22 protein-coding genes are annotated in these 26,602 nt (G+C 29.4%); 6 read left to right on the top strand and 16 right to left on the bottom strand.

Translation table 11 applies throughout. The annotated features are described in order from the left end of the window. Nucleotides 1–82: 82 nt before the first annotated feature. The 3 genes from I1A51_RS00905 to I1A51_RS00895 form a co-directional block, all read right to left on the bottom strand. The gene (locus I1A51_RS00905; RefSeq protein ID WP_196890499.1) at nucleotides 83–1,084 is read right to left on the bottom strand and encodes a potassium channel family protein; all 1,002 of its coding nucleotides are present in this window, start codon (nucleotides 1,082–1,084) and stop codon (nucleotides 83–85) included. Between the two features lie 78 nt (nucleotides 1,085–1,162). Next, nucleotides 1,163–1,390, bottom strand: coding sequence for a PspC domain-containing protein (locus I1A51_RS00900; protein ID WP_196890498.1), 228 nt, complete (start codon nucleotides 1,388–1,390; stop codon nucleotides 1,163–1,165). A 54-nt stretch (nucleotides 1,391–1,444) separates the two neighbouring features. Beyond that, the gene (locus I1A51_RS00895) at nucleotides 1,445–2,041 is read right to left on the bottom strand and encodes a Crp/Fnr family transcriptional regulator (RefSeq protein ID WP_196890497.1); all 597 of its coding nucleotides are present in this window, start codon (nucleotides 2,039–2,041) and stop codon (nucleotides 1,445–1,447) included. Nucleotides 2,042–2,391: 350 nt separating this feature from the next. Here I1A51_RS00895 and I1A51_RS00890 point away from each other — a divergent pair, with 350 nt between their 5' ends. The 3 genes from I1A51_RS00890 to I1A51_RS00880 all read left to right on the top strand — a co-directional run bounded on the left by I1A51_RS00890 (nucleotide 2,392) and on the right by I1A51_RS00880 (nucleotide 8,703). Then, complete coding sequence (locus I1A51_RS00890) at nucleotides 2,392–5,235, top strand: gluzincin family metallopeptidase (protein WP_196890496.1); 2,844 nt, start codon at nucleotides 2,392–2,394, stop codon at nucleotides 5,233–5,235. 161 nt (nucleotides 5,236–5,396) lie between these two features. After that, nucleotides 5,397–7,853, top strand: a complete 2,457-nt coding sequence (locus I1A51_RS00885) for an alpha-ketoacid dehydrogenase subunit alpha/beta (protein WP_196890495.1) — start codon at nucleotides 5,397–5,399, stop codon at nucleotides 7,851–7,853. A gap of 355 nt (nucleotides 7,854–8,208) precedes the next feature. After that, the gene (locus tag I1A51_RS00880; protein ID WP_196890494.1) at nucleotides 8,209–8,703 is read left to right on the top strand and encodes a lactoylglutathione lyase family protein; all 495 of its coding nucleotides are present in this window, start codon (nucleotides 8,209–8,211) and stop codon (nucleotides 8,701–8,703) included. A gap of 33 nt (nucleotides 8,704–8,736) precedes the next feature. Here the strand turns inward: I1A51_RS00880 and yidD are convergent, their stop codons facing one another. From yidD to I1A51_RS00855, 5 genes are all read right to left on the bottom strand, one after another. Continuing rightward, entirely contained in the window at nucleotides 8,737–9,018 is a 282-nt protein-coding gene (yidD, locus tag I1A51_RS00875; RefSeq protein ID WP_196890493.1) for a membrane protein insertion efficiency factor YidD, read from the bottom strand. Continuing rightward, on the bottom strand, nucleotides 9,015–9,248 hold the full coding sequence (locus tag I1A51_RS00870) for a hypothetical protein (protein WP_196890492.1): 234 nt from the start codon (nucleotides 9,246–9,248) through the stop codon (nucleotides 9,015–9,017). The genes yidD and I1A51_RS00870 overlap by 4 nt, the downstream gene beginning before the upstream one ends. A 148-nt stretch (nucleotides 9,249–9,396) precedes the next feature. After that, complete coding sequence (locus I1A51_RS00865) at nucleotides 9,397–10,002, bottom strand: YqaA family protein (protein ID WP_196890491.1); 606 nt, start codon at nucleotides 10,000–10,002, stop codon at nucleotides 9,397–9,399. An 18-nt stretch (nucleotides 10,003–10,020) separates the two neighbouring features. Further along, a complete protein-coding gene (locus tag I1A51_RS00860; protein WP_196890490.1) occupies nucleotides 10,021–11,658 on the bottom strand; it encodes a SulP family inorganic anion transporter in 1,638 nt (545 codons plus the stop codon). A 158-nt stretch (nucleotides 11,659–11,816) separates the two neighbouring features. Beyond that, nucleotides 11,817–12,401, bottom strand: coding sequence for an NUDIX hydrolase (locus I1A51_RS00855; protein ID WP_231373927.1), 585 nt, complete (start codon nucleotides 12,399–12,401; stop codon nucleotides 11,817–11,819). 7 nt (nucleotides 12,402–12,408) lie between these two features. On the opposite strand from I1A51_RS00855, the gene pyrE reads away from it, so the two are divergent. Both pyrE and I1A51_RS00845 read left to right on the top strand, forming a co-directional pair. Next, a complete protein-coding gene (gene pyrE / locus I1A51_RS00850; RefSeq protein ID WP_196890488.1) occupies nucleotides 12,409–13,050 on the top strand; it encodes an orotate phosphoribosyltransferase in 642 nt (213 codons plus the stop codon). A gap of 17 nt (nucleotides 13,051–13,067) precedes the next feature. Next, nucleotides 13,068–13,457 carry an SRPBCC family protein gene (locus tag I1A51_RS00845; RefSeq protein WP_196890487.1) on the top strand — a complete coding sequence of 130 codons (390 nt, stop codon included), beginning with the start codon at nucleotides 13,068–13,070 and terminating at the stop codon, nucleotides 13,455–13,457. A gap of 85 nt (nucleotides 13,458–13,542) precedes the next feature. Here I1A51_RS00845 and I1A51_RS00840 read toward each other — a convergent pair whose 3' ends face one another. The 8 genes from I1A51_RS00840 to porU all read right to left on the bottom strand — a co-directional run bounded on the left by I1A51_RS00840 (nucleotide 13,543) and on the right by porU (nucleotide 24,370). Continuing rightward, the gene (locus I1A51_RS00840) at nucleotides 13,543–14,757 is read right to left on the bottom strand and encodes a phosphatidylinositol-specific phospholipase C domain-containing protein (protein ID WP_196890486.1); all 1,215 of its coding nucleotides are present in this window, start codon (nucleotides 14,755–14,757) and stop codon (nucleotides 13,543–13,545) included. A 114-nt stretch (nucleotides 14,758–14,871) separates the two neighbouring features. Beyond that, the gene (locus I1A51_RS00835) at nucleotides 14,872–16,077 is read right to left on the bottom strand and encodes a phosphatidylinositol-specific phospholipase C domain-containing protein (RefSeq protein ID WP_196890485.1); all 1,206 of its coding nucleotides are present in this window, start codon (nucleotides 16,075–16,077) and stop codon (nucleotides 14,872–14,874) included. Nucleotides 16,078–16,161: 84 nt separating this feature from the next. Next, on the bottom strand, nucleotides 16,162–16,620 hold the full coding sequence (locus tag I1A51_RS00830) for a hypothetical protein (RefSeq protein WP_196890484.1): 459 nt from the start codon (nucleotides 16,618–16,620) through the stop codon (nucleotides 16,162–16,164). 66 nt (nucleotides 16,621–16,686) lie between these two features. Next, a complete protein-coding gene (locus I1A51_RS00825) occupies nucleotides 16,687–17,892 on the bottom strand; it encodes a phosphatidylinositol-specific phospholipase C domain-containing protein (RefSeq protein ID WP_196890483.1) in 1,206 nt (401 codons plus the stop codon). Nucleotides 17,893–18,439: 547 nt separating this feature from the next. Further along, entirely contained in the window at nucleotides 18,440–18,841 is a 402-nt protein-coding gene (locus I1A51_RS00820; RefSeq protein WP_196890482.1) for a group III truncated hemoglobin, read from the bottom strand. Nucleotide 18,842: 1 nt separating this feature from the next. After that, the gene (gene cdd, locus I1A51_RS00815) at nucleotides 18,843–19,325 is read right to left on the bottom strand and encodes a cytidine deaminase (protein ID WP_196890481.1); all 483 of its coding nucleotides are present in this window, start codon (nucleotides 19,323–19,325) and stop codon (nucleotides 18,843–18,845) included. Between the two features lie 39 nt (nucleotides 19,326–19,364). Then, nucleotides 19,365–20,507 carry a type IX secretion system outer membrane channel protein PorV gene (porV, locus tag I1A51_RS00810; RefSeq protein WP_196890480.1) on the bottom strand — a complete coding sequence of 381 codons (1,143 nt, stop codon included), beginning with the start codon at nucleotides 20,505–20,507 and terminating at the stop codon, nucleotides 19,365–19,367. 38 nt (nucleotides 20,508–20,545) lie between these two features. Next, nucleotides 20,546–24,370 carry a type IX secretion system sortase PorU gene (porU, locus tag I1A51_RS00805; protein ID WP_449500862.1) on the bottom strand — a complete coding sequence of 1,275 codons (3,825 nt, stop codon included), beginning with the start codon at nucleotides 24,368–24,370 and terminating at the stop codon, nucleotides 20,546–20,548. A 454-nt stretch (nucleotides 24,371–24,824) separates the two neighbouring features. Here porU and gldJ point away from each other — a divergent pair, with 454 nt between their 5' ends. Next, nucleotides 24,825–26,546 carry a gliding motility lipoprotein GldJ gene (gldJ, locus tag I1A51_RS00800; protein ID WP_317192826.1) on the top strand — a complete coding sequence of 574 codons (1,722 nt, stop codon included), beginning with the start codon at nucleotides 24,825–24,827 and terminating at the stop codon, nucleotides 26,544–26,546. Nucleotides 26,547–26,602 lie beyond the last annotated feature (56 nt).

Raw genomic sequence — 26,602 nt, 5'->3', positions numbered from 1 at the left:
ATAGTTTCAAAGTTTAAGAAAAGAATTATTCTTTTCGAAAATAAATGAAAAGCAGTATTTATAGAATAAATACTGCTTTTTTTTATACTTTTATTAAGTTCGAAAGATTTTCTAATTGCGAATGTTGTCCTAAAACAATTAATAAATCATCTTTTTGCATAGGCATTTGAGAATCTGGATTTACAATAAAATCTTTATCATTTACTTTATATCCAATTACTGTACAAGAAGTTTCTTCTTGAATTTTTTGGATTGGTTGATTAATCAAATGAGAGGGTAATTTTTTTACAGGAATTTCTACAACATTTGAATGAGATTCTTCTTCAATCGCTAAATTATCAATAAAATGAACCACATTTGGTGTAACAATCAAAGAAGCCATATGATCGCCACCTAATCGATCTGGCATAATTACATTATTTGCACCACCGATTTTAATTTTTCTAGAAGCAGATTCACAACTTGCTCGACTTACAATATTTAATTTATCATTTAATTGTTTTGCAGAAAGAACAATATATAAATTAGAAGCATCTGAAGGAAGGCAAGCAATTAAATTTGCAGCATTTTTTACTTTGGCTTTTTCTAAAACGCTATCTTCTGTTGCATCACCATTAACATAAAGAATTTTTTGTTCTTCCAATTTTTTAATCATTTCAGGATTTTTTTCAATCACTAAAATTGGTTCGTTAAATCGAATTAATTTTTCTACTGCTTGACGACCATTTCTTCCATAACCGCAAACAATTGTATGATTTTCAAGTTGATTAATTTGTTTTTCCACTTTCTTTGTTTTAATGTCTTCTAAAAATTTTCCATTGACAATATATTCTGTCAAAACAGAAATGATATATCCAAAAACAGTTAAACTTAATAAAATTAAAAAGGTAGTAAATAGTTTGTCATCCGCATCCATTGGATGAACTTCTCCGAATCCAACTGTTGAAACAGTTATAATCGTCATGTAAAAGGCATCAATGAAATTATAATTTGCCAAATTCATGTATCCTAAAACACCAATAATTACAACTAAAATTAAAAGGAAAATAGCTTTATGTAATCTCGTTTTGAATATTGCATTCATAGAGAAATTGTTTTAGGTTAAATAATAAATAGAAATCAAAATGCTCTATTATCTTAAAGATAAGAAGAAAATTAAGGATTATAAGTCGAAAACAGATTTTCTTTTCGTGTAAATCATGTCTTTTAATTTTAAAAGAAAAGCTAAGCTTAAATACAGACCAAAAGAAATTCCAAGAGTTACGAAAGAAATATAAATAAAAAACAAACGAACATGTGTTACTTTTAAACCTAATCGATCCGCAAATCGAGTAGAAACATCAAAACCATATTTTTCAAAAAAATGTCTTAATTTATGTATTTGTGTCATTTGTTTTAAATTTTTTGCAAGATACTAATTTAAAGGAAAAGAAATCAAAAGAACTTAACGATACACTTTTCGATTTTCAATAGTTACTAATCCTTTTTTTTCTAGAGATTTAATGGAACGAATTACAGTTTCTACTCGTAAACCAGTTAAATCTGCAATTTGTTGACGAGACATTTTTACTTTATATCTTTCGTTTTCTGGAGTTTTATCAATATGAATTTTAAAATAATCAATAATTTTTAAAATTCGATGTTCTGGATCTTGGGAAGCAATTTCAGATAAAACCATTGATTTATAATGCAATCTTTTTGCTAAAGTACTGGTAACTTCCATGTGAACATTTGGGTTGGAATATAATAAATCGAAAAAATGATCTTTTTTTAAACGCCAAACATAACTATCGATAATCGCTTCAGCATTTGCAGGGTAAATTCGATCACTAAACAAAGGAGGTTCTCCAAAACTTCTTCCATTTTTAAAGATTCCTTGAATGAATTCTTTTCCATCATCATTAAAATTATTCATTTTAATTTCTCCATTTGCAACTTGAAAAAAGTAAGATGCAATTCCATTTGTTTTAAATAAAAATTCTCCTTTTTCTATAAAGATTTTTTCTGCACCAAATTTTTCTAACAAAGCTTCCTCAATCATTTTACCTCATTATTTATGGTTCTAAATTATCAAATTGAAATGAAATAAGCATTATTTTTTCTTCAAATTCTTAAAAATGAAACCAAACAATACTAATATTTTATTAAAAAAAGGCAAGAGAGAAAGTTGAACGAAAGAAATGCTACTTTTTTTTGTAATTTGAAAGAAAATTAGAAGACTAAATAGCTATAATTTTCAAATATTTCCCCAGAGATTCCTAATTATTTGTATGATTTTTGATTAAAAACAATATTTTTTAACCGAATTAAAGTAAATATTGTTTTAAAACGCGATTTATCCATAATAAAACTATTATATTGAAAGTTTTAAACTACAGAATCCTTAATAATATGAAATATATGAAGCATTTTTATATCAAATTTTCTCTTGTTTTTTTGTGTTTATTTTTGATTGTAAATAAAATTAATGCACAAGAAAACAAAATCGATATTAATGCTTTTTTAGATATTGAAACCAAGGAAATTCGTATTCAGCAAACTTTAGATTATTATAATAAAACTTCAGATACATTAACTTCAATTTTCTTTCATAATTGGCCAAATAGTTTTAGTAGTAAAAAAACACCTTTGTCAAAAAGACTTCTAGAAAACTATGAAAAGAAATTTTATTTTGCGAAAGAACCAGATTTGGGTTATACAAAAATCAATAATATTTCTATTGATTATTTAAATGCTTATTGGACTGAAATTAAAGATAATCAAGATATTTTGGAAGTAACACTTACTAGACCGTTATTACCAAATAAAAAGATGACAATTCAGTTTACTTATGTTGTGAAATTACCAAATGCCAAGTTTACAGATTATGGTTGGAGTAAGGATGAGTTTAATTTACGCTATTGGTATTTAGTTCCTGTGGTTTATGAAAATCATGATTGGTTGTTGATGAATAATTTAAATATGGATGATTTGTATATGGATTATGCGGATTATCAAATTGATTTTACACTTCCAAAAAATTATTTTATCAATACAGATTTAGAAGGAACTATTGAAATGCATCCAGAAAATATTACATATCATTTATCTGGAAAAAAACGAATTGATATAGAATTTAATATTATTGAAGTCGAAAAACAAGAATTTAAAGAATACCATACAGATTCTGTAACGATTATAACAGATATGAAGTCGAAATTGGAAGATATGCAATTAAAAACTTCTGTATTGAATCGTTCGATGCTTTTTTTAAAAGAATATTTAGGAGAATTTCCACATGATCGGTTATTGATAAATCGAATTTCTTATCAAAAAAATCCAGTTTATGGTTTTAATCAATTGCCTTCCTTTTTAACACCTTTTTCGAATACTTTTGAATGGGATATTGAAACGTTTAAAATTTTAAGTCAAAAATATATTGAGAATACAATTCTTTATAATAAACGAGATGATTATTGGTTGGCTGATGGTGTTCAAACCTATTTAATGATGGAATATGTTAAAAAATATTATCCAGAAATTAAAGCGATTGGTGAAGTTTCAAAGATTTGGGGAATTCGAAGTTTTAATATTTCTAAATTAGAATTTAATGATAAATATTCTTTTGTATATCAATTTACAATTCGAAAAAACTTAGATCAACCTTTGGAAATGCGCGCGGATTCTTTATCAAATTTCAATCGTAAAATTGTAAATAAATACAAAGCAGGATTAGGTTTACGATATTTGAATAATTATTTAGAGAAAGATATTATTGCAAAAAGTATTAAAGAATATTTTGCTGAAAATCATTTAGAAAAATCAAATTCTAAAGAATTTAAAGAAATTGTTGAAAGTAAAACAACAAAAGATTTAGATTGGTTTTTTAAAACATATATAGAAACGAAAGAAAAGATAGACTTTACAGTTAAAAAGGTAAAAACTGTTGGAGATTCTTTAGAAGTTACCATTAAAAATAAAAGAGAATTTGTTGCACCTTTGGCTTTATATGGTGTAAAAGGAAAAGAAGTCAAATATAAAACATGGGTAACAGGAGTAGATTCTGTAAAAACTGTTCGAATTCCAAAAGGAGATTTTGATAAAATTGCATTGAATTATGAGTTTTTATATCCAGAATTAAATTCGAGAGACAATTGGAAAAATGTAAAACCAAAATTATTTAATCGACCAGTGAAATTTCGTTTGTTCAAAGATATCGAAGATCCTTATTATAATGAGATTTTTTATCGTCCCAACATAAAATATAATTACTATGATGGAATTTCACTTGGAGCATCTTTTAGTAATGGTGCAATTTTGAAAAAGAATTTTATCTATAAATTTTCGCCACTTTATGCAACAAAAAGTAATACTTTGGTAGGTTCTGCTTCGGCTGTTTATCAATCTTATCCTGAAAAAACGAATATTTATCGTTATTCTTTTGGTGTTGGAGGTTCTTCTTTTAATTATGCGCCAAATTTATCTTATCGAAAATTAACGCCTTTTGTGAATGTAGAATTAAAGAGAAAAAGTCTGAGAGATGTTGGAAGTAGAAGTTTTTATTCAAATTATGTAATTGTAGATAAAGAAAGAGGTTTAGTTACGGATGAGAATCCAGAATCTTTTAAATACAATATTTTTAATTTAGGTTTTTCGTATTCAAAACCTGAAATCATAGAGGACTTACGTTATAACATAAATTTACAAATTGCAGATAAATTTGCTAAAACTTCTTTAGACTTACGATATCGAATTCTTTCGGAAAATAACCAACAATTTGATTTCCGTTTTTATGCAGGAGTTTTTCTAAATAATAAAACTAACACAGATTATTTCAGTTTTGCTTTAGATAGACCTACGGATTATTTGTTTCAATATGATTATTTTGGGCGTTCTGAAACAACAGGTTTTTTCAGCCAACAGTACATTACAGCAGAAGGAGGATTTAAATCTAGATTGGAAGAAAACTTCGCAAATCAATGGATTACGGCTATTAATGGAAGTATTGGAATTTGGCGTTGGGTAGAGTTTTACCAAGATATTGGATTTATTAAAAGTAGAAATAAGAAAGTATTTTTTGCACACGATAATGGAATACGATTAAATTTCATTCATAATATCTTAGAAATATATTTTCCTTTATATTCAAATAATGGTTGGGAAGTATCTCAGCCAGGTTATGGAACAAAAATTCGCTATGTTTTAACAATTAAGCCGAATAGAATCATCAATTTTATACGTCGAGGATTTTATTAATACCTAATTACTTGTAAGTATATGTTAAAAAATCTTTACTAAAACTTAATTTTTATTGTATTTAATTTATAAATATCGGGAAAATGTTCTAATTTTTAAACAATTTTTAATTCCGCTTCAAAAATAGTACATTTGCCCTATTCACTAATGCAATTAAAATTATGTCATCAAAATCTTCAACTATAAAAAAAGAACAAATTTCATTTAATGATTTCAAAACAGAGGTTTTAAACGACTATAAAACTGCTCTTATCTCAAGAGAATGTAGTCTTTTAGGGCGTCGTGAAGTTTTAACTGGAAAGGCAAAGTTCGGAATTTTCGGAGACGGAAAAGAAGTGCCTCAGCTTGCAATGGCTAAAGCTTTCAAAAATGGAGACTTCCGTTCTGGTTATTATAGAGATCAAACTTTTATGATGGCAATCGGACAATTAACTCCTCAACAATTTTTCGCTGGATTATATGCTCATGTTGATATTAAAGCAGATCCAATGTCAGCAGGAAGACAAATGGGAGGTCACTTTGCTACACATAGTTTAAATGAAGATGGTTCTTGGAAAGAGCTTACAAGTCAAAAGAATTCTAGTTCAGATATTTCTCCTACAGCAGGACAAATGCCTCGTTTATTAGGATTGGCTCAGGCTTCAAAAATGTATCGTAATATTGATGAATTAAAAGAAGGTTTCACTAAATTCTCTAAAAATGGTGATGAAATTGCATGGGGAACTATCGGAAATGCTAGTACAAGTGAAGGTTTATTCTTTGAAACTATCAATGCTGCTGGTGTTTTACAAGTACCTATGATTATTAATGTTTGGGATGATGAGTATGGAATTTCGGTTCATGCTAAGCACCAAACTACGAAAGAAAATATTTCGGAAATTTTAAAAGGTTTCCAAAGAGATGAGAATGGTGAAGGTTATGAAATCTTTGTAGTTAAAGGATGGGATTATGCTACTTTAGTAGAAACGTATCAAAAAGCTGCTGCTTTTGTTCGTGAAAATCACATTCCTGCAATGATTCACGTTCGTGAATTAACGCAACCACAAGGACATTCAACTTCAGGATCACATGAAAGATATAAATCTACAGAAAGATTAGCTTGGGAAGCAGAGTATGATTGTATTGCACAAATGCGTAAATGGATTCTTGAATTTGAAAAAGCTAACGGAAAGAAAGATGTTCTTAAGTTAGTTGAATCAGAAGAAGAATTAATCGCAATGGAAAAAGAAGCGAAGAAAATCGTTTCTAAAGCAAAAAGAGATGCTTGGGCTGCATTTACAACACCTCAAAAAGATGAAAGAGCTGATGCTGTTGCTTTAATTAACGCTTTAGCAGAAAGTAGTGAAAGTAAAAATTTCATCGCTAAATTAGCTAATGATTTAAATGCAATCAAAGAACCATCAAGAAAAGATATTCTTTCTACTGCAAGAAAAGCTTTACGTTATGTTCGTTCTGAAAATACTGTAGAAAGAACTAATTTAATCAACTGGATTGCAAATTATAAAGCTGTAAATCAAGCAAAATATAGTAGCGAATTATACAACGAAACAGAAACAGGAGCTTTAAACGTAGAAGAGGTTTTACCTACTTATGGAGAAACTAGAGAATCTGTAGATGCTCGTTTAATAATGCGTGATAACTTCGATGCAATTTTTGCAAAACACCCTGAAGTAGTAATCTTCGGAGAGGATTCTGGAAAAATTGGAGATGTAAACCAAGGTTTAGAAGGAATGCAAGAGAAATATGGAGAATTCCGTGTGGCAGATGCAGGAATTCGTGAGGCTACAATTATCGGTCAAGGTATTGGAATGGCAATGAGAGGTTTAAGACCAATTGCTGAGATTCAATACTTAGATTATTTATTATATGGTTTACAAATTATGAGTGATGATTTGGCTACAGTTCGTTATAGAACGGCTGGAAAGCAAAAAGCACCACTTATCGTTAGAACTCGTGGACACCGTTTAGAAGGAATTTGGCATTCAGGTTCTCCAATGGCTACAATTTTAGGATCATTGAGAGGAATGTATGTTTTAACTCCAAGAAACATGACAAAAGCTGCTGGATTCTATAATACTTTATTAGAAACAGATGAACCAGCTTTAATCGTGGAGAACTTAAATGGTTACCGTTTAAAAGAAGATTTACCAACAAACTTAGGAGAGTTAAGAACACCAATCGGAGTTGTAGAAACTGTAAGAGAAGGTTCTGATATTACTTTAGTTTCTTATGGATCTACTTTAAAAATCGTTCAGGAAGCTGCACAAGAATTAGCACAATATGGAATTGAGGCTGAAATTATTGATGCACAATCTTTATTACCATTTGATATCAATCACGATACTGTGAAGAGTGTTGCGAAAACAAACAGATTAATGGTAATTGATGAAGATGTTCCTGGAGGAGCTTCAGCATATTTATTACAAGAAATTTTAGAGAATCAAAATGCTTATAGATTCTTAGATAGTAAGCCAACTACTTTAGCAGCGAAAGCAAATAGACCTGCTTATGGTAGTGATGGGGATTATTTCTGTAAACCATCTCATGAGGATATTTTTGAAGCGGTTTATGCTATCATGAATGAAGCAAATCCAACTGAATATCCTGAATTATTCTAGAATAATTTAATTTATCTTTATAAAAAAAGTAAAAACCACTCTGATTGTAGAGTGGTTTTTTTGTTTTATTTAGTTGCTTTTACATTTTAGTACGTTGCATTTATATTTTATCTAATAGCTTTTGCATTTTAGCACGTTGTATTTATATTTTATCTAATAGCTTTTGCATTTTAGTACGTTGCATTTATATTTTATCTAATAGCTTTTGCATTTTAGCAAATTGCACTTAAGTTTTATCTAATTACTTTTGCGTTTTAGTACGTTGCAATTATGTTATAAAAAAATTAGCGAAATTCTGATAAAATATATTCTTGATATTCCTTAATTTAAAAGTGTCAATTTTAAATCAAATAAAATGAATTATCCAAGAGCATTTTCGCATATAGGAATTACGGTTCCAGATTTAGATAAAGCAATTTCTTTTTACACAAAAGTGATGAATTGGTATCTTTTAATGGGGCCAGAAACGATTAAAAAAGAAACAGAAACAGCAATTGGAAATATGTGTATTGATGTTTTTGGGGAAGATTGGGAGAGCTTTCGTATTGCACATCTTTCTACTTCAGATAAAATAGGAATTGAGCTTTTTGAATTTCCACAAACAAAAGGTAAAGCAGATTTTAATCCTTTTAGAACAGGATTGTTTCATTTTTGTGTTCAAGATCCAAATATTGAAAGTTTAACGCAAAGAATTGTAGAAGCAGGAGGGAAGCAACGAATGCCAATTCGAGAATATTATCCAAATGAAAAGCCTTTTAAAATGGTTTATGTAGAAGATCCATTTGGTGTTGTTTTTGAAATTTACACACATAGTTATGAGTTGACATATTCTTCTGGAGCTTATGTCTAAAAAAGTTTGACGATTCTTAATCGTCAAACTTTTTTATGCTTTTAACCAATCAGCAATATTATTTTCACTAATAATTTCTCCCGATTTTGTGATTAATTTTAATTCATTTGTTTTTATTTCGAAATACAAATCGAATTCTGGATGACAATTTTTAATTCTAAAAGTTAATATTTTCAAGCCTGAAATTAAGCCTTCTTTTTTTGTTTTTTCATATACTATTTTAGAACATGATTTTTTAAAAATACATCTTCTTCTTTTCTTTTTGGGAATTAAAAACCAATAGAGATGAATTATTGTTAAAAGAAGATATTTCATAATTTTGAAAAAACTACCATTTGTCTTGTTGTAGTATATGCTGCTTTTGCACCAAAACCAAAACAACCATTTTCGGGATTTACAATTGTAGAAACACTTTCTAATCTTTCATATTTCCATCCTCTTTCAGAATAATTATTAATAAGTTCTTCTAATTGTTCCGCAACATGCTTTGATGTTCCTTTTATAGGATCAATATTTGCAACAAAAGGGATTACTTTGTATTTCATGATTTTATTTTAAAAGTTATAAAGTCAAATTTTAAAATAAAACATTGAATAAAAATGTGGAATTCCTCAATAAGAGTAAATTATATAAAAAAAGCACTCAAAATAGAGTGCTTTCTTCTTCGTGTATTTATATAAAAAGATGCAAATCTTACACCGCTAGGAATAAGAAAATTGCATAGACAAAAAATCTCACATATCTGAATAATCCTAGGATTAAAAGCCATCTAAAAGAATAACCTGTAATTCCTGAAATTAGAGTTACCATCGAAAATGGGATTGGTAATAATGCAGCAATCACAATAAAGAATCCTCCCCATTTTTTTAAGTTCGTAAATAAATCACTGTACTTGTTTGTAACCCAATAATGTATCTTTGGGATATGCTCAATTTTCATACCAATTCCATAAGCAATCACTCCACCTAAATAAGAAAGTGTTGCTAAAACACCAACAAGAAGCCACGGATTTACACCAATACTTTCTCCTTGTGTTTTACTCCACATAATAAATAAATCAGGTGGAATAAGACCTAAAATCGTTTCGGAAGCGGTGAAAATAACATATACGAATGTATCAGGAACATTATCTACAATTAATTGAAAAATTTCTTTCATTGTGATGACGAATTTTTCAATGATGAAAAATATTCCAACAACAATACCAACAACAATCAAAAGACTTTTTAGGTTTTTTCTCAAAAAAGTAAAAAGCCCAGTTCTTTTTAAATATTCATAGTATAATTTTAAAAATCTCATTTTCTTTTATCTATATTTTTAGGCAAATTCTTCAGGATCCGCTACTACATGATATCGAGGATCATCTACCGCCTCTATAATTATCTCATTAAATTTCGTGTTACTCTTACAAAGAAGCTCTTTACATTCTTCGCTTAAGTGTTTTAATTTTACTTGTTTTCCCGCTTTTTCATACTTTTCAACTAGATTAAAAATTGCTTCAATTCCTGAGTGATCACTGATTCTAGATTCAATAAAATCAATTTCAACTTTCTCTGGATCATTCTTTACATCAAACTTTTCATTAAAAGCTGTAACGGAACCAAAGAAAAGTGGTCCCCAAATTTCATATACCTTAGTACCATCTTTTTTGAAAACCTTACGTGCACGAATTCTTTTTGCATTTTCCCAAGCAAAAACTAATGCAGAAATAATAACTCCAGCAAAAACAGCAATTGCTAAATCGAAAATAACTGTAATTATAGAAACAGCGATTAAAACAAAGGCATCTGCTTTAGGAATTTTACGAATAATACGTAAACTTGACCATGCAAATGTTTCAATTACCATCATAAACATTACACCAACTAAAGCTGCAATTGGAACTTGTTCAATGATTTCATCTGCAAACAAAATAAATGATAACAAAGTAAGTGCCATCATGATTCCTGACAGTCTTCCTCGTCCATTTGAATTGATGTTAATCATCGTTTGTCCAATCATTCCACAACCACCAGTTCCTCCAAAAAGTCCACTAGCCACATTTGCAACACCTTGCGCAACACATTCTTTATTTCCATTTCCTCTAGTTTCTGTCAATTCATCGACTAAATTCATTGTCATTAAAGATTCAATTAATCCTACACAAGCTGCCAAAAAGGCATAAGGAAGAATGAAAAATAAGGTGTCAAAGTTGATTGGTAATTTCTGCCAAAGCTCTGAGTTAAACATCGGAAAAGAACCTTTTAAACCAGTTCCTCCTCCTTCAACAATATAAGAACCAACAGTAGAAACATTGATGTTTCCAAACTTTACAATCAAACTTGTAATGATAATTGCTGTAAGTGCAGCAGGTAATTTTTTTGTGAGTTTAGGTAAGAAATAAATAATCGCCATTGTTAGTAAAACCAAACCAATCATGATATAGAGTTCGCTTCCATGCATCCAAATGTCTTGGAATTTACCTAATACATCTGGATTTGTATTTGGAATTTTATGTGTAAACATTTTTAACTGTGCTAAGAAAATCACAATTGCTAAACCATTTACAAAACCAAGCATTACAGGATGTGGAATTAAACGAACGAATCGTCCTAATTTAAAATATCCAGCAGCTACTTGTATAATTCCCATTAAAATTACAGCTCCAAAAAGATACATGAATCCCATGTCATCAATTGGATTGTCAAAAGCCAAACCTTTTGCATGTCCTTTTGCAATCATATCTACGAAGATTACAGCTACTGCTCCAGCTGCTCCAGAAATTAATCCTGGTCTACCTCCAAGAACTGCTGTAATAATTCCTACGATGAAAGCACCTGTAAGCGCAACAATAGGATCAATTTGTGCCACAAAAGCGAAAGCCACAACTTCTGGAACCATAGCTAAGGAAACTGTAATTCCTGCAAGAACGTCGTCTTTTGTGTTTGGCGTTATTTTTCTAATAAACTCTGTCATACCTTTACTCGAATAATCTTTTTATAAAAAGATTGCAAAAATACAGCTATTATTGTGAATAACAAAAGTATGGTAATATTAAAAGCAGTTATTCATATTTTTAAGAATTAATTTCTACTTTTTTAAAAAATTATTGATTTCTTAACAACTTTAGAATTTTATTCAAATAACAATTGAATGTTTGCATAAGTGTTTTGTAAGGCTTCTTCTATTTCAGTTGAATTTTTAAAAACAACTTCTATGATATCTTCTTCGATTTGTGGTGTTAATTTCCCTTTATAAGTTGTTTTCATATCAAACCAATAACTTATTTTTAAACAAAATTGATTTTTTCTTGGAAAAATATGATACGTTGTTTTGTTTTCAGAAAGCAATTCTAAATTTTCGATTCCACATTCTTCTTCTACCTCACGAATAGCGGCTTCTTCTGTAGTTTCTCCTTTTTCAATTTTACCTTTTGGTAAATCCCATTTTTCAAATCTTTTAATAAATAAAATGTTTTCTTTTTCATCTTTTACAATTCCACCAGCAGCTTTTTGTACATTAAAATAAGATTGAAACAAATTCCAGTCACTTTCTAAGTTTTTGCAATAAAAAGTTGCTTGTGTTACTTTATTGTTAAGCATTTTTTGAATAACTTGATGAACATTATTTTCGTTCATGTTTAACATGTCTGAATTTTCGGAATTTTTTATACTATCCGTCAAAATAATTGGATAGTCATTGACAAAAACTTTATACATTTGCATTATGATTTCGAACAAAGATACAGCAAAAAAAACAGCAGAACTATTATTGCAAATTAAAGCAATAAAATTACAGCCATCAGAGCCTTTTACTTGGGCATCAGGATGGAAATCTCCAATTTATTGTGACAACAGAACAACGCTATCATTTCCCCCAATTCGCAATTACATTAGAGAAAACATCGCTAAGATAATTGAGGATACCTATGGTAAACCAGACGTGATTGCTGGTGTTGCTACAGGTGCAATTGCAATGGGAGTTTTGGTTGCTCAATTCTTAAATATTCCTTTTGTTTATGTTCGTCCTGAGCCTAAAAAGCATGGTCGTAAAAATCAAGTAGAAGGATTTTTAGAAAAAGGAAGTAATGTTGTTGTGATTGAAGACTTAATCAGTACAGGAAAAAGTAGTTTAAATGCCGTGGAAGCTCTAAGAAACGAAGGAGCAAACGTAAAAGGTATGGTCGCTATTTTCTCTTACGGATTTGATATTGCTAAAACTAATTTTGAAGAAGCAAATGTAGAATTATATACATTGAGCGATTATGACACATTATTAGAGTTGGCGAATGATAACCATTATATTACTGCAGAGGAAAAGAGTACACTTTCACAATGGAGACATGAACCAAGTACTTGGAGTAAATAATATTTTAAAAAACACTTATGGAATTAAAAACTAAAAAAGTTACAGCTCAAAAAAGTCAAGAAGAGATTTTTAACTTTTTGACAGATTTGAAAAATTTTGAGCAATTAATGCCAGAAAACATCGAGAAGTTTGAAGTAGATGGAGAATCTTTTCTTTTTTGTTTAAAAGGAATGCCAGAAATTCGTTTAGTATTAAATGAAAAAACTCCAAACGAAAAAATCGTTTTAGGTGCAGCTAGTAGTAAATTATCATTTTCTTTAACTGGAATTATTGAAAATGCAGATGAAAACTCAAGTGATGTACAATTATTTTTCAAAGGAGATTTCAATCCGATGATGGCAATGATGGTGAAAAAACCATTACAAAAGTTTATGGATGTTTTAATCGAAAACATCGAAAAAGTTTAAGTTTGTTATTTTTAATATAAAAAAGAGGTTATTTCGTTATGAGATAACCTCTTTTTGTATAGATAAATATTTGAATGGTAAGGTTCTAAATTTGACTTTTTGGAAATGCTACAAAATTTTGTAACAAATCAGTAGTTCCATCATTTGTAACTTCTAAATAAGGTGGAACAAAAAAGTATTTATCTGATGTTGGTTGAATAATGACTGTTTCACTTTTTTTCATTGGAAAAGATGCTTCCGCAGAAGTAGTTGCAACCACTTCATTTCCGTTATAAGAAGTATCCCATTTCCATGTAATTAATTTCCCATCTTTATCTTTTAAAAGTAAATTTCCATCTCCGTCATGAATTTTTACTTTCAACATTTGGCGTTCATTTACTCTTTTAATTTCTTGATAATAAAAACCATCATTTAAACTTGGAAAATCTACAATTACTCTCCAAGGTTTTTTTCCGTTTAATTTCCAAACTTCGTCTACAAATTTTGGTAATCTACCTTCGCCGTTAAGCCATCTTTGTTGTTTGGAATCTCCATAGCCAAAAGTTTTTGTGATATGATAATATTCTACTGTGAAAAATTTCTTTTCAGAAGGAGAAGATTGTGGTTTATTTTTGTCTTTATCACTATAACCACCACCAAAAGTATGTCTTGGTAAAGCAGATCCTCCATATTCTGAACCGATATCTCTTGTGATAATTACATTTTTTCCTGTTGCAGTAACTTCTTCTGGTTTTGGATAAGGATTACTAGAATTGTAATTATAAATATAATCATCCAAATCTGCTTTGCGTATCTCTTTGTCAATATCACTTCCTGAAACTGTGGTTTCAAATTTTAAATAGACAATTTCATTTGGATTATCTTTTACAAAATCTGTAATTTCTCTTAAAACATAATGCGCCAATCGAGTTCCATTAAAACCATTTGTAGGTTTACCGTGATATACAGAAATATCATCACTTTTAAAAAGATTAATTCTTTTATGAATATCAATTTCAATAGCGCGAATTCCTTTTTTAAATTGGTCTGGTAATCTATCAAATACATTGGATTTTTCGTATTTGTGTGTGTCGTTGTAAGAATTATGTGTAGAAGGATTTGTGATTTCATGGATTCTTCGATCTTCCATTGGAATTTCTTGCAGTGTTAAATCTAATTGAGAATGTAGAAAACCTTCTTTATTAAATTCTCTTTCTAAGCCCGTTTCTGTTTCTGTTTTTTCTTCTAAAACGGGATCATCTTTTTGACAAGCAACAGCCAAAAAGAAGACCATCGCTGTAAATAAGGTTAAGCGTTTCATAATAGATTAATTTTAGAATTAGAATAGCTGAAGTTAGTTTGTTAATTGATTTTGAATGTTATATGAAGTTAATGAGATTATTGTTTTTATCTTAATTATTTCTAAAATAATTCGTTAAGATTTTGGAACTGCCACAAAATTTTGAAGTAAATCTGTTGTTCCATCATTTGTAACTTCTAAAATTGGAGGTACAAAATAATAATCATCAGAATAAGGTTGAATAGTTACAGTTTCTCCTTTTTTCATTGGGAAAGAAGCTTCAGAAGAAGTTTTTGCATCATTTTTATCTCCTCCATAAGTACACATCCATTTCCAAGTGATTAATTGTCCATTATCGTCTTTTGTGAATAAATTCCCATTTTCATCATAAATATGAGCTTTTAACATTTGACGTTCATTGACTCTTTTGATTTCATCATAATAAAAACCATCGTTTATTCCAGGAAAATCTACAATTACTCTCCATGGTTTTTTCCCGTTTAATTTCCATACTTCATCTACAAATTTTGGTAACCTTCCTTCACCATTTAGCCATCTTTGTTGTTTGGAATCACCATAACCAAAAGTTTTTGTAATATGATAATATTCAACAGAAAAGAATTTCTTTTCAGATGGAGAAGTTTGTGGATTATTTTTGTCTTTATCACTGAAACCTCCACCGAATGTATGCCTTGGTAAAGCAGATCCTCCATATTGTAAACCAACATCTCTTGTGATGATTACATTTTTACCAGTTGCAGTAACTTCTTCAGGTTTTGGAAAAGGATTACTTGAATTGTAAGTATAAATGTATTTATCTAATCCTGCTTCTCGAATTTCTTTGTCAATATCACTTCCAGAAACAGTAGTTTCAAATTTTAAAAACACAATTTCATTTGGATTATCTTTTACAAAATCTGTAACTTCTTCTAAAACATAATGTGCTAATCGACTTCCATTTAATCCATTGGAAGCTTTTCCGTGGTATACTGAAATATCATCTGAAGAAAAAATATTTACTTTTTTATGAATATCTATCTCAATTGCACGAATTCCTTTTCTAAATTGATCCGGTAATCTATCAAATACATTGGATTTTTCGTATTTATGTGTATCATTGAAAGAGTTATGAGAAGAAGGATTTGTAATTTCATGAATTCTACGATCTTCAATAGGAATTTCCTGTAAGTCTATATTTAAACCAGAAGAATTTGTAAATCGTTTATTTTCAAAATTTTCATCTGAGTTAGAAAGGTCTGTACCTTCCATTTCAGGGTATTCTTTTTGGCACGAAATAGTCAATAAGAATACGATCGCTGTAAATAAGGTTAAGCGTTTCATAATAGATTAATTTTAGAATTAGAATAGCTGTAAAAGTTTGGTTAGTTGGTTTTGATTATGCTGAATTAGAATATTTGATTATGATTAATTTAAAGCTTTTGGTATCGCAACGAAGTTTTGAAGTAAATCGTCCGTTCCATCATTTTTCACTTCTACAAAAGAAGGAACAAAATAATGCGTATCAGAAATAGGTTGAATAACAACATTTTCTCCTTTGATAATTGGAAGTAAAACAGCATTGTCTTTATCATGAGAACTTACATGCCATTCTAAAGTAATCAGACGATCGTAAAATTTATCTGTATTTACTTTATTTGTTTCAATTTGCGAACTAAAAGAAGAAGGATAAGAAATGTCATTCTTTCTTTTGTCTTCTACAGAAATTTGTTGAAGATCTAGGTTTAAATTTGAATGAATAAAGCCATCATTATTAAAATCGTTTTTCATTTTAGAAGAATTCTTTTCTTCTAGTAGAGGGGTTTCATTTTGAGTAGGTTCAAACAAAAAGAAAACCTTAGCTGTCATATAACTTATACGTTCCATAATAGATATTTTTAAAATTTAATTTTGTTTAAAATGGTCGGTCATCTTTTGGTTTTGTATAAAAATTTATTCAGGTTTCGGAATTGCTACAAAGTTTTGAAGCAAATCGGTAGTTCCATCATTTGTAACTTCTAGAATAGGAGGAACGAAATAATAATCATCAGAATAAGGCTGAATCGTAACTGTTTCTCCTTTTTTCATTGGAAAAGATGCTTCCGCAGATGTTTTCGCATCATTTTTTGCATTATTATATGTACACATCCATTTCCAAGTAATTAATTTTCCATTTTCATCATTCATAAATAAATTTCCATATTTATCATAAACTTGAGCTTTTAGCATTTGTCTAGATTTTAATTCATTTACGATTTGATAAAAATAATCGTTGTGAACAGAAGGGAAGTCAACAATAATTCTCCAAGGCTTTTTACCATTTAACTTCCAAACTTTATCCACAAATTCAGGTAATCTGGCTTCTCCTAATAAATATTTTTGTTCATGTGAATCTCCATATCCAAAAGTAGAAGTGATTGCATAATATTCTACACTAAAGAACTTATTTGCAGAAGGATTTGTTTGTGGATTATGACTACTATTATGTTCGTATCCACCTCCAAATGTATGTCTGTCTAAAGAAACCCCATATTGTGAACCATCGATATGTCTTGTAATTACAACATTTTTTCCTGTTGCAATGATTTCTTCTGGTTTTGGATATGGATTATTTGGATTGTAATCATAAATATATTTATCCAATTCTGCTTCTCGAATTTCTTTATCAATATCTCCACCTGAAACTGTCGTTTCAAATTTTAAATAAATAATTTCGTTTGGGTTGTCTTTGGCAAAATCTGTTATTTCTCTTAAGACATAATGAGCTAATCGACTTCCATTGATTCCGTTTGAAACTTTCCCGTGATATACTGAAATATCGTCTCCTTTAAAAAGGTTTACTTTTTTATGAATATCAATTTCAACACCACGAATTCCTTTGGAAAGTTGTGTCGGAATTCGATCAAATACGTTTGACTTTTCGTATTTGTCATGATCATTATAAGAGTTATGCGTAGAAGGGTTAATGATTTCGTGGATTCTTCTTTCTGAAATAGGGATTCGCTGTAAATCTAAATTTAAATCAGAAGTGGTAAAGCGTTCGTTATTAAAATTTTCTTCAGAATTAGAAATATCTGACGCTTCTAATTCGGGATATTCTTTCTGACAAGCAAAGGCTAAAAAGAATATCATTGCTGTAAAAATATGCAAGCGTTTCATAATAGATAATTTAAAAGATGAATAGAATGGATTTTAAAAATGGTCGGTCATCTTCTTAAATTAAAGATTGATTGCATGAAATTTGCTGATTATGAAATTTTAAAAAATTAATAGAATTTATACTTTAAAGTAATGGTAGTATCATTTGGTAGAATTTAAAAAGATGGTCGGTTGTCTTAATAAAAATAAATAGTTGAGGTTATGAAAAATACTTTTAAATATAAACAAATAGGTTACGACTTGAAAACATATTAATTCACACTTGACAAATGAAAAATATGTTATTGATTATGATAGTTATATTTTAAATATATGACCGACCATCTTAACATGATGTAAAGGTAGAAATAAAAGGGTTATATAGTCAAATCATTGATTGTGTTTAACTTATGTTTAACGTACTTTAAGAATATGTGATGAGAAATGTGTAAAAATTATTAGTATTTTATATATAAAGTTCGATTATTTAAGAATTGTAAGTTTTACACAAAATGATTGAAGAAAAGATAAAAAAACTCCTCTTTCAAGTGAAAAAGGAGTTTAATAATTAATTATTTTTTTCTTTTTGTTCTCGAATTTGAGAAACTTTTATTTCCATAACAGTGGCTATGGAAGTAGCTCGATTTTTGATGACATGTGCATTTTCTCCTTCGAAATTCTCATCAACAGTTTGCTTAAAAAAATCTAACCATTTCTGAAAATGTTTTCTTTCAAAAGGAAATTCTTCATTTTTTTCTAAATGAGGTTGCATTGCATTTTTATGATAGGTATTGGAATAAAAAAGAATATTATCCCAAAAATCTACTAAAACTTGTAAGTGTTCTTCTAAAGAATCATTTGCAACTATTTCCGAAAAAAAATGATGCATTTCTGCATCATTTAATAGTTTTTTATAGAACTCACTTACAATTAAGTATAAATCTTCTCTATTTTGAATATCGTTTTTCATTTTATAAGAAAGATTTTCCAAATGCGATTGGAACTAAATCAGTTAAAGAATTTGTTTTATAAATTTCTCCTTCAGCTCCCATAAAATACACTTCCATTGGAGCATCTTGTTTTTGCTCATACTCTAAAAGTGTTTGCCTGCATCCTCCACAAGGAGCGACTGGTGTTGTATTTTTAGTTTTTCTGGAAGTAGCTGTAAGAACTATTTTTAAAATCTTTTGGTTTGGAAACTCTGAAGATGCTTTCCAAACTGCAACTCTTTCCGCACACATTCCGGAAGGATAAGCTGCATTTTCTTGATTATTTCCAGTAATCACTTCTCCATTTTCTAACAACAAAGCTGCGCCTACTTCGAAATCAGAATAAGGTGCATATGCATTTTTTCTCGCTTCAACTGCCTTATTCATCAATTCTTTTACATCATTTGGTAGCTCTTCTACATTTTCAAAAATCGTTACCGAAGTTGTGATTTCTATTTGTTTCATTATCTATACAATTTATAGAACAAATTTACTAATCTTTTATTAATCTTGGTAAGAGTCACCGAAATTAAATGCTAGAGAAAATCTTAAAGTGTTTTCTAATGGATTTGCAACATCTCCAGCGTTGATTAGATAAGATACATCTAAGTCTGTAGACTTAAATTTAAATCCTAAACCAGTTGTAAAAAATTGTCTAGCTCCTTTTAATTCATTTTCGTGGAAATATCCAGCTCTTAATTTGAATAAATTATCATAAGAATATTCTGCTGCAATTCCATAAGTGATTTCCCTTAATTCTTCACTAAATCCACCTGGAGCATCTCCAAATGATTTGATGATTCCTTCAAAGAAACCTGTATCATCATATTTTGTTGGGTCATTTGGATCTGGAGTTGGAACTAATAATTTATTAGCTTCCACATTAATTCCAATTGTATTATAAGTATCTAAGATAAAGTCAAATCCAACACCTAATTTTAAATTAGCTGGCATAAAACTCTCTTGTCCACCATCTACATAAGAAACTTTTGGTCCAACATCTGAAATATTGAATCCTCCTCTTAAACGTCCGTTGAAATCTCCTAAAAACATTTCGTTTGAACGATAGTATCCAGAAACTCCAACTGTGAAAGTATTTACAGCTTGAATTTCATTTCCTTGAGTTAATTGAACACCAAGGTCTGATCTTACATATTTAAGAGTCACACCCATACTATATTTTTCACTTAATTTCAAAGCGTATGATCCACTAAGTGCAAACTCGTTCATTTTTGTAGTTCCTTGAGGAACTCCAGCATTATCTGTTAATTGAATTTCTCCTAAGTTAAAATATCTTAATCCAGCAGACCAAGCACTTCTTTCATTGATTCTATTTCCAAATGCCACAGCACCAACAAAAATATCATCCGTTAATTCTCTTAACCAAGGTGTATAGTTTACACCAACTGCAAATTGATTTTCTAAAAAAGCATATTTTGCAGGATTATGGAATTGTGATTGTGAGTCTGCTGATGTAGTTGCACCAATATCAGCCATACCTCCAGCACGGGCGTCTGGTGTAATTAATAAGAAAGGTGCTGCTGTTGTGATCGGATTTGGTTCTGAATTCGTATCTATCTCTGTTTGAGCAATTAACTTGCTTCCCCCAATTAATGCGAATGCCGCGAATAATAGTATTTTTTTCATTTAGTAATTTGATTTAATCTTAACAAATATCTTATTTTTTATTGAAGTATCACTAATTTCTCATATTTTTCTGCGGAACTACCATCCACTAGTGATTTAACCTTTAATTTATATACATAGACCCCTTTACCAATCTTATCTCCAAAATCATCAAGACCATCCCAAGTGATCGATCTTGCTAAGAATCCTTCTGTTTGTACAATTTGATTTATTGTTTTAACCAATTTACCTGACACTGTAAATATCTGAACTTGTGTTTCTAATTGTTCGTTTGGTCTGTTATGAGTAAACCAAAATTCTGTGTAATTCACAAAAGGATTTGGATAATTTAAGACATTCGTAAGAGAAAGTCCAATATCTTGTGTTACAAAAAAGTTCAACGTTGCTTCGCTAGAATTATTATATGTATCCCAAACTTTAAGTGTTAAAGTGTGTTGTCCAGTTTTTAAATCTTTAAAAGGATACTTAACTCTACCTTCTTTGTAGCTGTCTAATTCCGTTTCATAAAAATCATTTAATATAATAGGATTGTTTTGATCTCCATCTAAAAATGCAACAATATCATGATCTACTGCTGTAAATGAAGTATTAATTCCATTTTCATCTTCTAATAATGCAAGGAATAGAGGACTTTGATTTGTTGTTCCTCCATCGATGAATGTTTCATCATTCATATAGAGTTTAATTTTTGGTCCTTGATTATCTTCAGGAGCATTTTCATTTACACCTCCAACTGTTACATCTAAATTATACCCAGATTTGTCGTTTGGTGTATTGTTATGTGCATAAAAACTTAATTTTCCTTTACCATAAGCAATCTTAATATCTCTAGGAACAATAAAATCGAAAGTGAATTTTCCATTTGTAACAGAAGCTCTACCTGTAAAAATTTTACTTTCAATTGATTTATATTCTAAAACAATATCATTTTGTCCATTGTCTAAAGTAGTTTTATCTACAGCTTTATCATAAATAGTTGCATAAACTTCTCCATTAAAATCAGATAGGATATTTCCTGAATTATCAGTTACAACTCCTTCAAATATTGGGTGTGAAAGTGCTTTTAAAGAATCTAAAGGTTGTGAAATATCTTTTCCATTTAAAGAAGTAATTTTAATATTTGGTTTTGGAACAGCCAAACGCATTGCAGGATCTCCAATGAAAAAAGCATAATATTTTTGATAATTAGCATAAGAGTTTTTTGCTTCTAATAAAATATTTGCAATAGATAAATCGTTCTCTTCAATTTGAACTAATTTATCCATGATTCGTTCATTTAAAATTGCTCCTGTGTTTACAGCAATACTTCTTGTCGTTGTGATTAAACTAACAGCTCCTCCGTTTTTATTCCAAAATGTGAATTCTCCAGCTGTATCTCTTTCAGGATTATCAAATTTGGTAAATTCACAAGTAATTGTCACAAATAAAGGTAAAGTATTAGGATTGTTTAAATTATTGATTTCAGACAATTCTAAAATTCTTTCGTGAGCCCAACCATCTTCACCTCCATGACCAAAATAATCAATCATTAAAGTACCTTTTTCTATTGCATCACTAATTGCTTTATTTACATCTGGATATCTTTCTCCTCCAGAAGAAATTTCCTGTACATAGCTATCTGCAAAGATTTTTTTGATATTTAATTGAGGTTTTAAATTATTGATTCTTTGTGCAATTTCTTCTTGATCATCTTGTAATTGTGCTTCCCAAAGTTCATCAATATCATCAGCTACTAGAGAAATATCATTTCTCCATTTTCCTAAGGATTCCTTACTATAATAACTCAATATTTTATCAACTACATTTTGTGCTTGTTGATTTGTAGTTACAATTATTCTACCTGTGCTTACATCTAACTGATCAAAAATTGAAAGACGTCCATTTGTTAATTTCCCTTCATCATCATCTAACATTACATAATAATCATCAGAAACATAAGAATTTTTAGAATAAGAATCTTCCGTTTCTAAAGATGGTACAATATTATTATTATCAATGATTCGATTTTTATAATCATAACTTGTATCTCCAAATAGACATAAATATTTTAATTTTTTATTTGGATCTGTATTAGACTCATATAAATGTTTTACAAAATCTCTAATTCCTGTAATATCAGGTGATCCAGAAGAAAATTCATTATAAATTTTATCTAAAGGAACTACAACAGAATTTAAATTTGAATTAGTTTGATGATAATTTGCTAAACGTTCTGCTTGGTTTACGAGTTCGTTTGATGTTACGATTAAATATTCAATGTTTTCTAAACTATGTAAATTCTGATTAGGAACTAAAGATGTATTTAATAGAGTAGGAGTGTAATAATCATTATTTTCTAAAGCAACATACTGACGTAATTCATTTCCATTTGCTTTAAAAGTTTTAGAACTTCCAGAAGTGTTTAAAGGAACAACTGCTGGACTGATATGATTTGTCACATCCCATACAGAAGTTAGATTTGTAGCATTTTGGATTTGAAAAGTAACAACACCATTCGTATTTTTTGCTTCAAAACTTCTAAAAGAGAATTGCTTATTTGTAGAAATCAGCTTTTTCTTTCCGTAAATTTCGATATAATCTAAATATCCTCTTGCAGATGGGTTTCCATTATTATTATAGTCAATATTTACAGAAACAGCATTACCGCTTGCAGTGATAGTTCTTGAATTTGTTTCTTCAGAAGCCAAAGTACTACTTGTTATAGTACCAAAACTAAGATTGAAAATATTTTCATTATTTGCATATATTCTTGCACTAGAATTTGTTGGAGATTGTGAAACCATCGCAACTCGAACAGTAATTTGATTATCAATATTTTCAAAAGGAATATGAAAAGTTTGATCATTTTCTATATTAAAAGGTTCACCTAACCATTTTGTACCTAAAGTTGTAATATTATAATCTTCTCTTTCATAAAAAGTATAATCATCAAAAGTAGTAATTGTACTCACTGCATTTTGATTAATTTCTGGTGAAGTAACAATTCTACGACCTTGACCGTTATCAACAGTAATATAATAATAAGCAAAATCAGAATAAATATTTTGTTGATGTCTTAATGAAAAAGTACTTGAAATTTCATTATCATTCCAGCTATGTGGACCTTGAGCATAAAATAAAATATAATCTTCATTATTAAAAATACCATCATCTTCTCCACTAACAAAAATCGCATTTTCCTGTAAATCATCATGTCTGAAATCACCAACTCTATTTGGAAGTAATTTTCCACCATTTCCATAAATGCGAATATTTTTTGGGTTTACTTCATTCATATTTATACCCAAACTTTCCATAAATCCACGATCAATTTTGAAAACTCCAGAGGTATCAACAGCGAATTTGTACCAAGTTCCATTTGCTAAAACAGAGTTTGAACTATTTGTAGTTCTAAAAGTTGGATTGTTTCTTTTCGATTCTAATTCATAATCTAAAGAAAAAGAAGTAATTTTTTGATAATTTCCATTTACGTTAATAATGGGAGTAAGTTGGAAAATTAAAAACGTTTGATTTCGCCTTTTTTTAGCAACTAATTCAAATTTTGCTTCAGTTGGAATCTTATTTTTATCAATATTTTGTAAAACATTAGGTGAAAGAGTTTCATAGGTAATGTTTGTTAATTCGGCAGATTTAACTTGTAATCCATTTTGAATTTTCCATTGCTCAGAATAAGATGGAATAAAATCAAAATCTAAGGAATGTCCTTTTATAACAGGTGAATTAATAGTCCTTTTATCTGAAAAATGAATTAATTTATTTTCTTCCCATTCTAAATTAAAATCTCTTTTTTCAGTACGTTGCGAAAACGCTATTTGTATCATAAACAGATACATTCCAAGTAAAAACAATCTTTTATTAATCATAGTACATCAAACGTAAAAAAAACAATCTTAGTATCAAGAAAACTAAATTTGTAATTGGTGTTTATAGGTATTTTATATTTTTTGAATTATGAATATTTATTTTTCAAAATGGTACCTAAAACTTTAATTTATTCTTCTTGAAGTAAATTATTATATCTTTTCTAGAAAGGTTCAAAAATATGGTATTATGATAGATTTTACTATATTTTTTTGATTAAAAATTGTAGGTTTTACTAAAAAAATACTGTATTTCTAAAAAATCTAGATGTATAGAATTTTAAATAATTTCGTTAAATAATTATGCAACATTACATATAATAAAGGAATAAAACAATCGTTATAATATGTAGATATGTTAATTTTTTTTACATTTTATTAAGATATTCTCTTGCAAAAAAATTTTTTTAGTGTAAATTGCGCTACTTATAATAAAACCTTAAATGTTGAAATGAATATGAAAAATCTAATTGGAAGATCTAAATTGCTTCTAGCAGTTGTTCTGGCAGCTTCGCTATTCAGCTGTAAGAGTAAAGAAAGTTCTGGAAATAACAGTACTTCTTTGACTGGTTGGACAACAAAAAACAAACAGGAAGCTGGATTCTCGACAAATACAAACTACAAAGGACAAGAAACGCCTCCTGGAATGGTTCTTATTGAAGGAGGAACTTTTACAATGGGTTCTGTTCAGGATGATGTAATGTTTGATTGGAATACAACTCCAGTACAACAACAAGTTCGTTCATTTTACATGGATGAGGCCGAAGTTACAAACAGAGAATACTTATTTTACTTAGAATGGTTAGAAAAAGTATTCCCACCATCTGAAGATAATTATAAGCATATTTATAAATCTGCTTTACCTGATACACTTGTTTGGAGACACGTTTTAGGTTTCAATGAATTATTAACTGAAACTTATTTAAGACACCCTTCTTATGCAGATTACCCAGTTGTTGGTGTAAGTTGGATTCAAGCAAACCAATATTGTAAATGGAGAACTGACCGTGTAAACGAAAAAATCTTAATGGATAAAGGATTACTTGATGATCTTTATGGAGGAGACTCTGCAAAAGTTCAAGGTAAAAACCACTTCGTTACTGAAACTTATTTAGCTAATCCTTCTTTATTATTCGATGGAGATTCTACAATCTACAAGAAAGGATTACCTTCAAACAAAAAATTAAAAAAGAGACCAGCAAAAGGATCTTTTATCGGAAGACATGCTAAAATTTCTGATGGTATTCTTGCTACTTCATTCCGTTTACCAACAGAAGCAGAATGGGAATATGCTGCTAAATCTTTAGTAGAAACAAGAGAGTATAATATCGTTAAAGAAAGAAAGAAATTTGCTTGGGCTGGAAAATATACTAGAAATAAAAACAGAAGAGGACACGGAGATCAACTAGCGAACTTTAAACAATATAAAGGAGATTATTCTGGACGTGCAGAATGGAGTTCGGATGAGGCAGACATCACACAAAGAGTGAAATTCTACCCACCAAACGCATTCGGATTATATGATATGTCAGGTAACGTTGCAGAATGGGTTGCTGATGTTTACCGTCCAATTATTGATGGAGAAGCAAGTGACTTTAACTATTTCAGAGGAAATATCTTCACAAAGAAAAAAATTGATGACGAAGGAAAAGTTGTAATGGTAGACTATGAAAACATGGAGTATGATACTTTAGAAAACGGAAGAATCGTTCCTAAAGATGTTCCTGGAGCTTTAAAATATGTTCCTGTAACAAAATCTGATGCTTACATGAGAAATAACTACGAAAAATCTTACAATGTTAACGTTCGTGATGGTGAATTAGCTTCTACTAAGCATTATAGCAAAACAGAAGAAGAACTTAAAGCTGATGGTAAAGATATGCCAAGAATGTATAACCACCCTATCATTCCAAATGAGAAAGATGAGGAAGGTCAAAGAACTCAAAAATACGATGATCAAACTAGAACTACTTTAATTTCTGATCAAGTAAGAGTTTATAAAGGAGGTTCTTGGAAAGATAGAGAGTACTGGTTAGATCCAGCTCAAAGAAGATTCTTACCAGAATATATGGCAACAAACTACATCGGATTCAGATGTGCGACAGATAGATTAGGACCAATGTCTAAGACAAGTAAAACTCCTTATCACCAAGGAACTAAAGGACCTAACAAAAGATAATATTTAGAATTTTTCAATTCATTCTAAAAAAGCCCTACAAAACGTAGGGCTTTTTT

This window comes from Aureivirga marina (assembly GCF_015767265.1).
In the GTDB taxonomy this organism is placed as follows: Bacteria; Bacteroidota; Bacteroidia; order Flavobacteriales; family Flavobacteriaceae; genus Aureivirga; species Aureivirga marina.
This window is presented reverse-complemented; position numbering and strand designations above follow the sequence as displayed.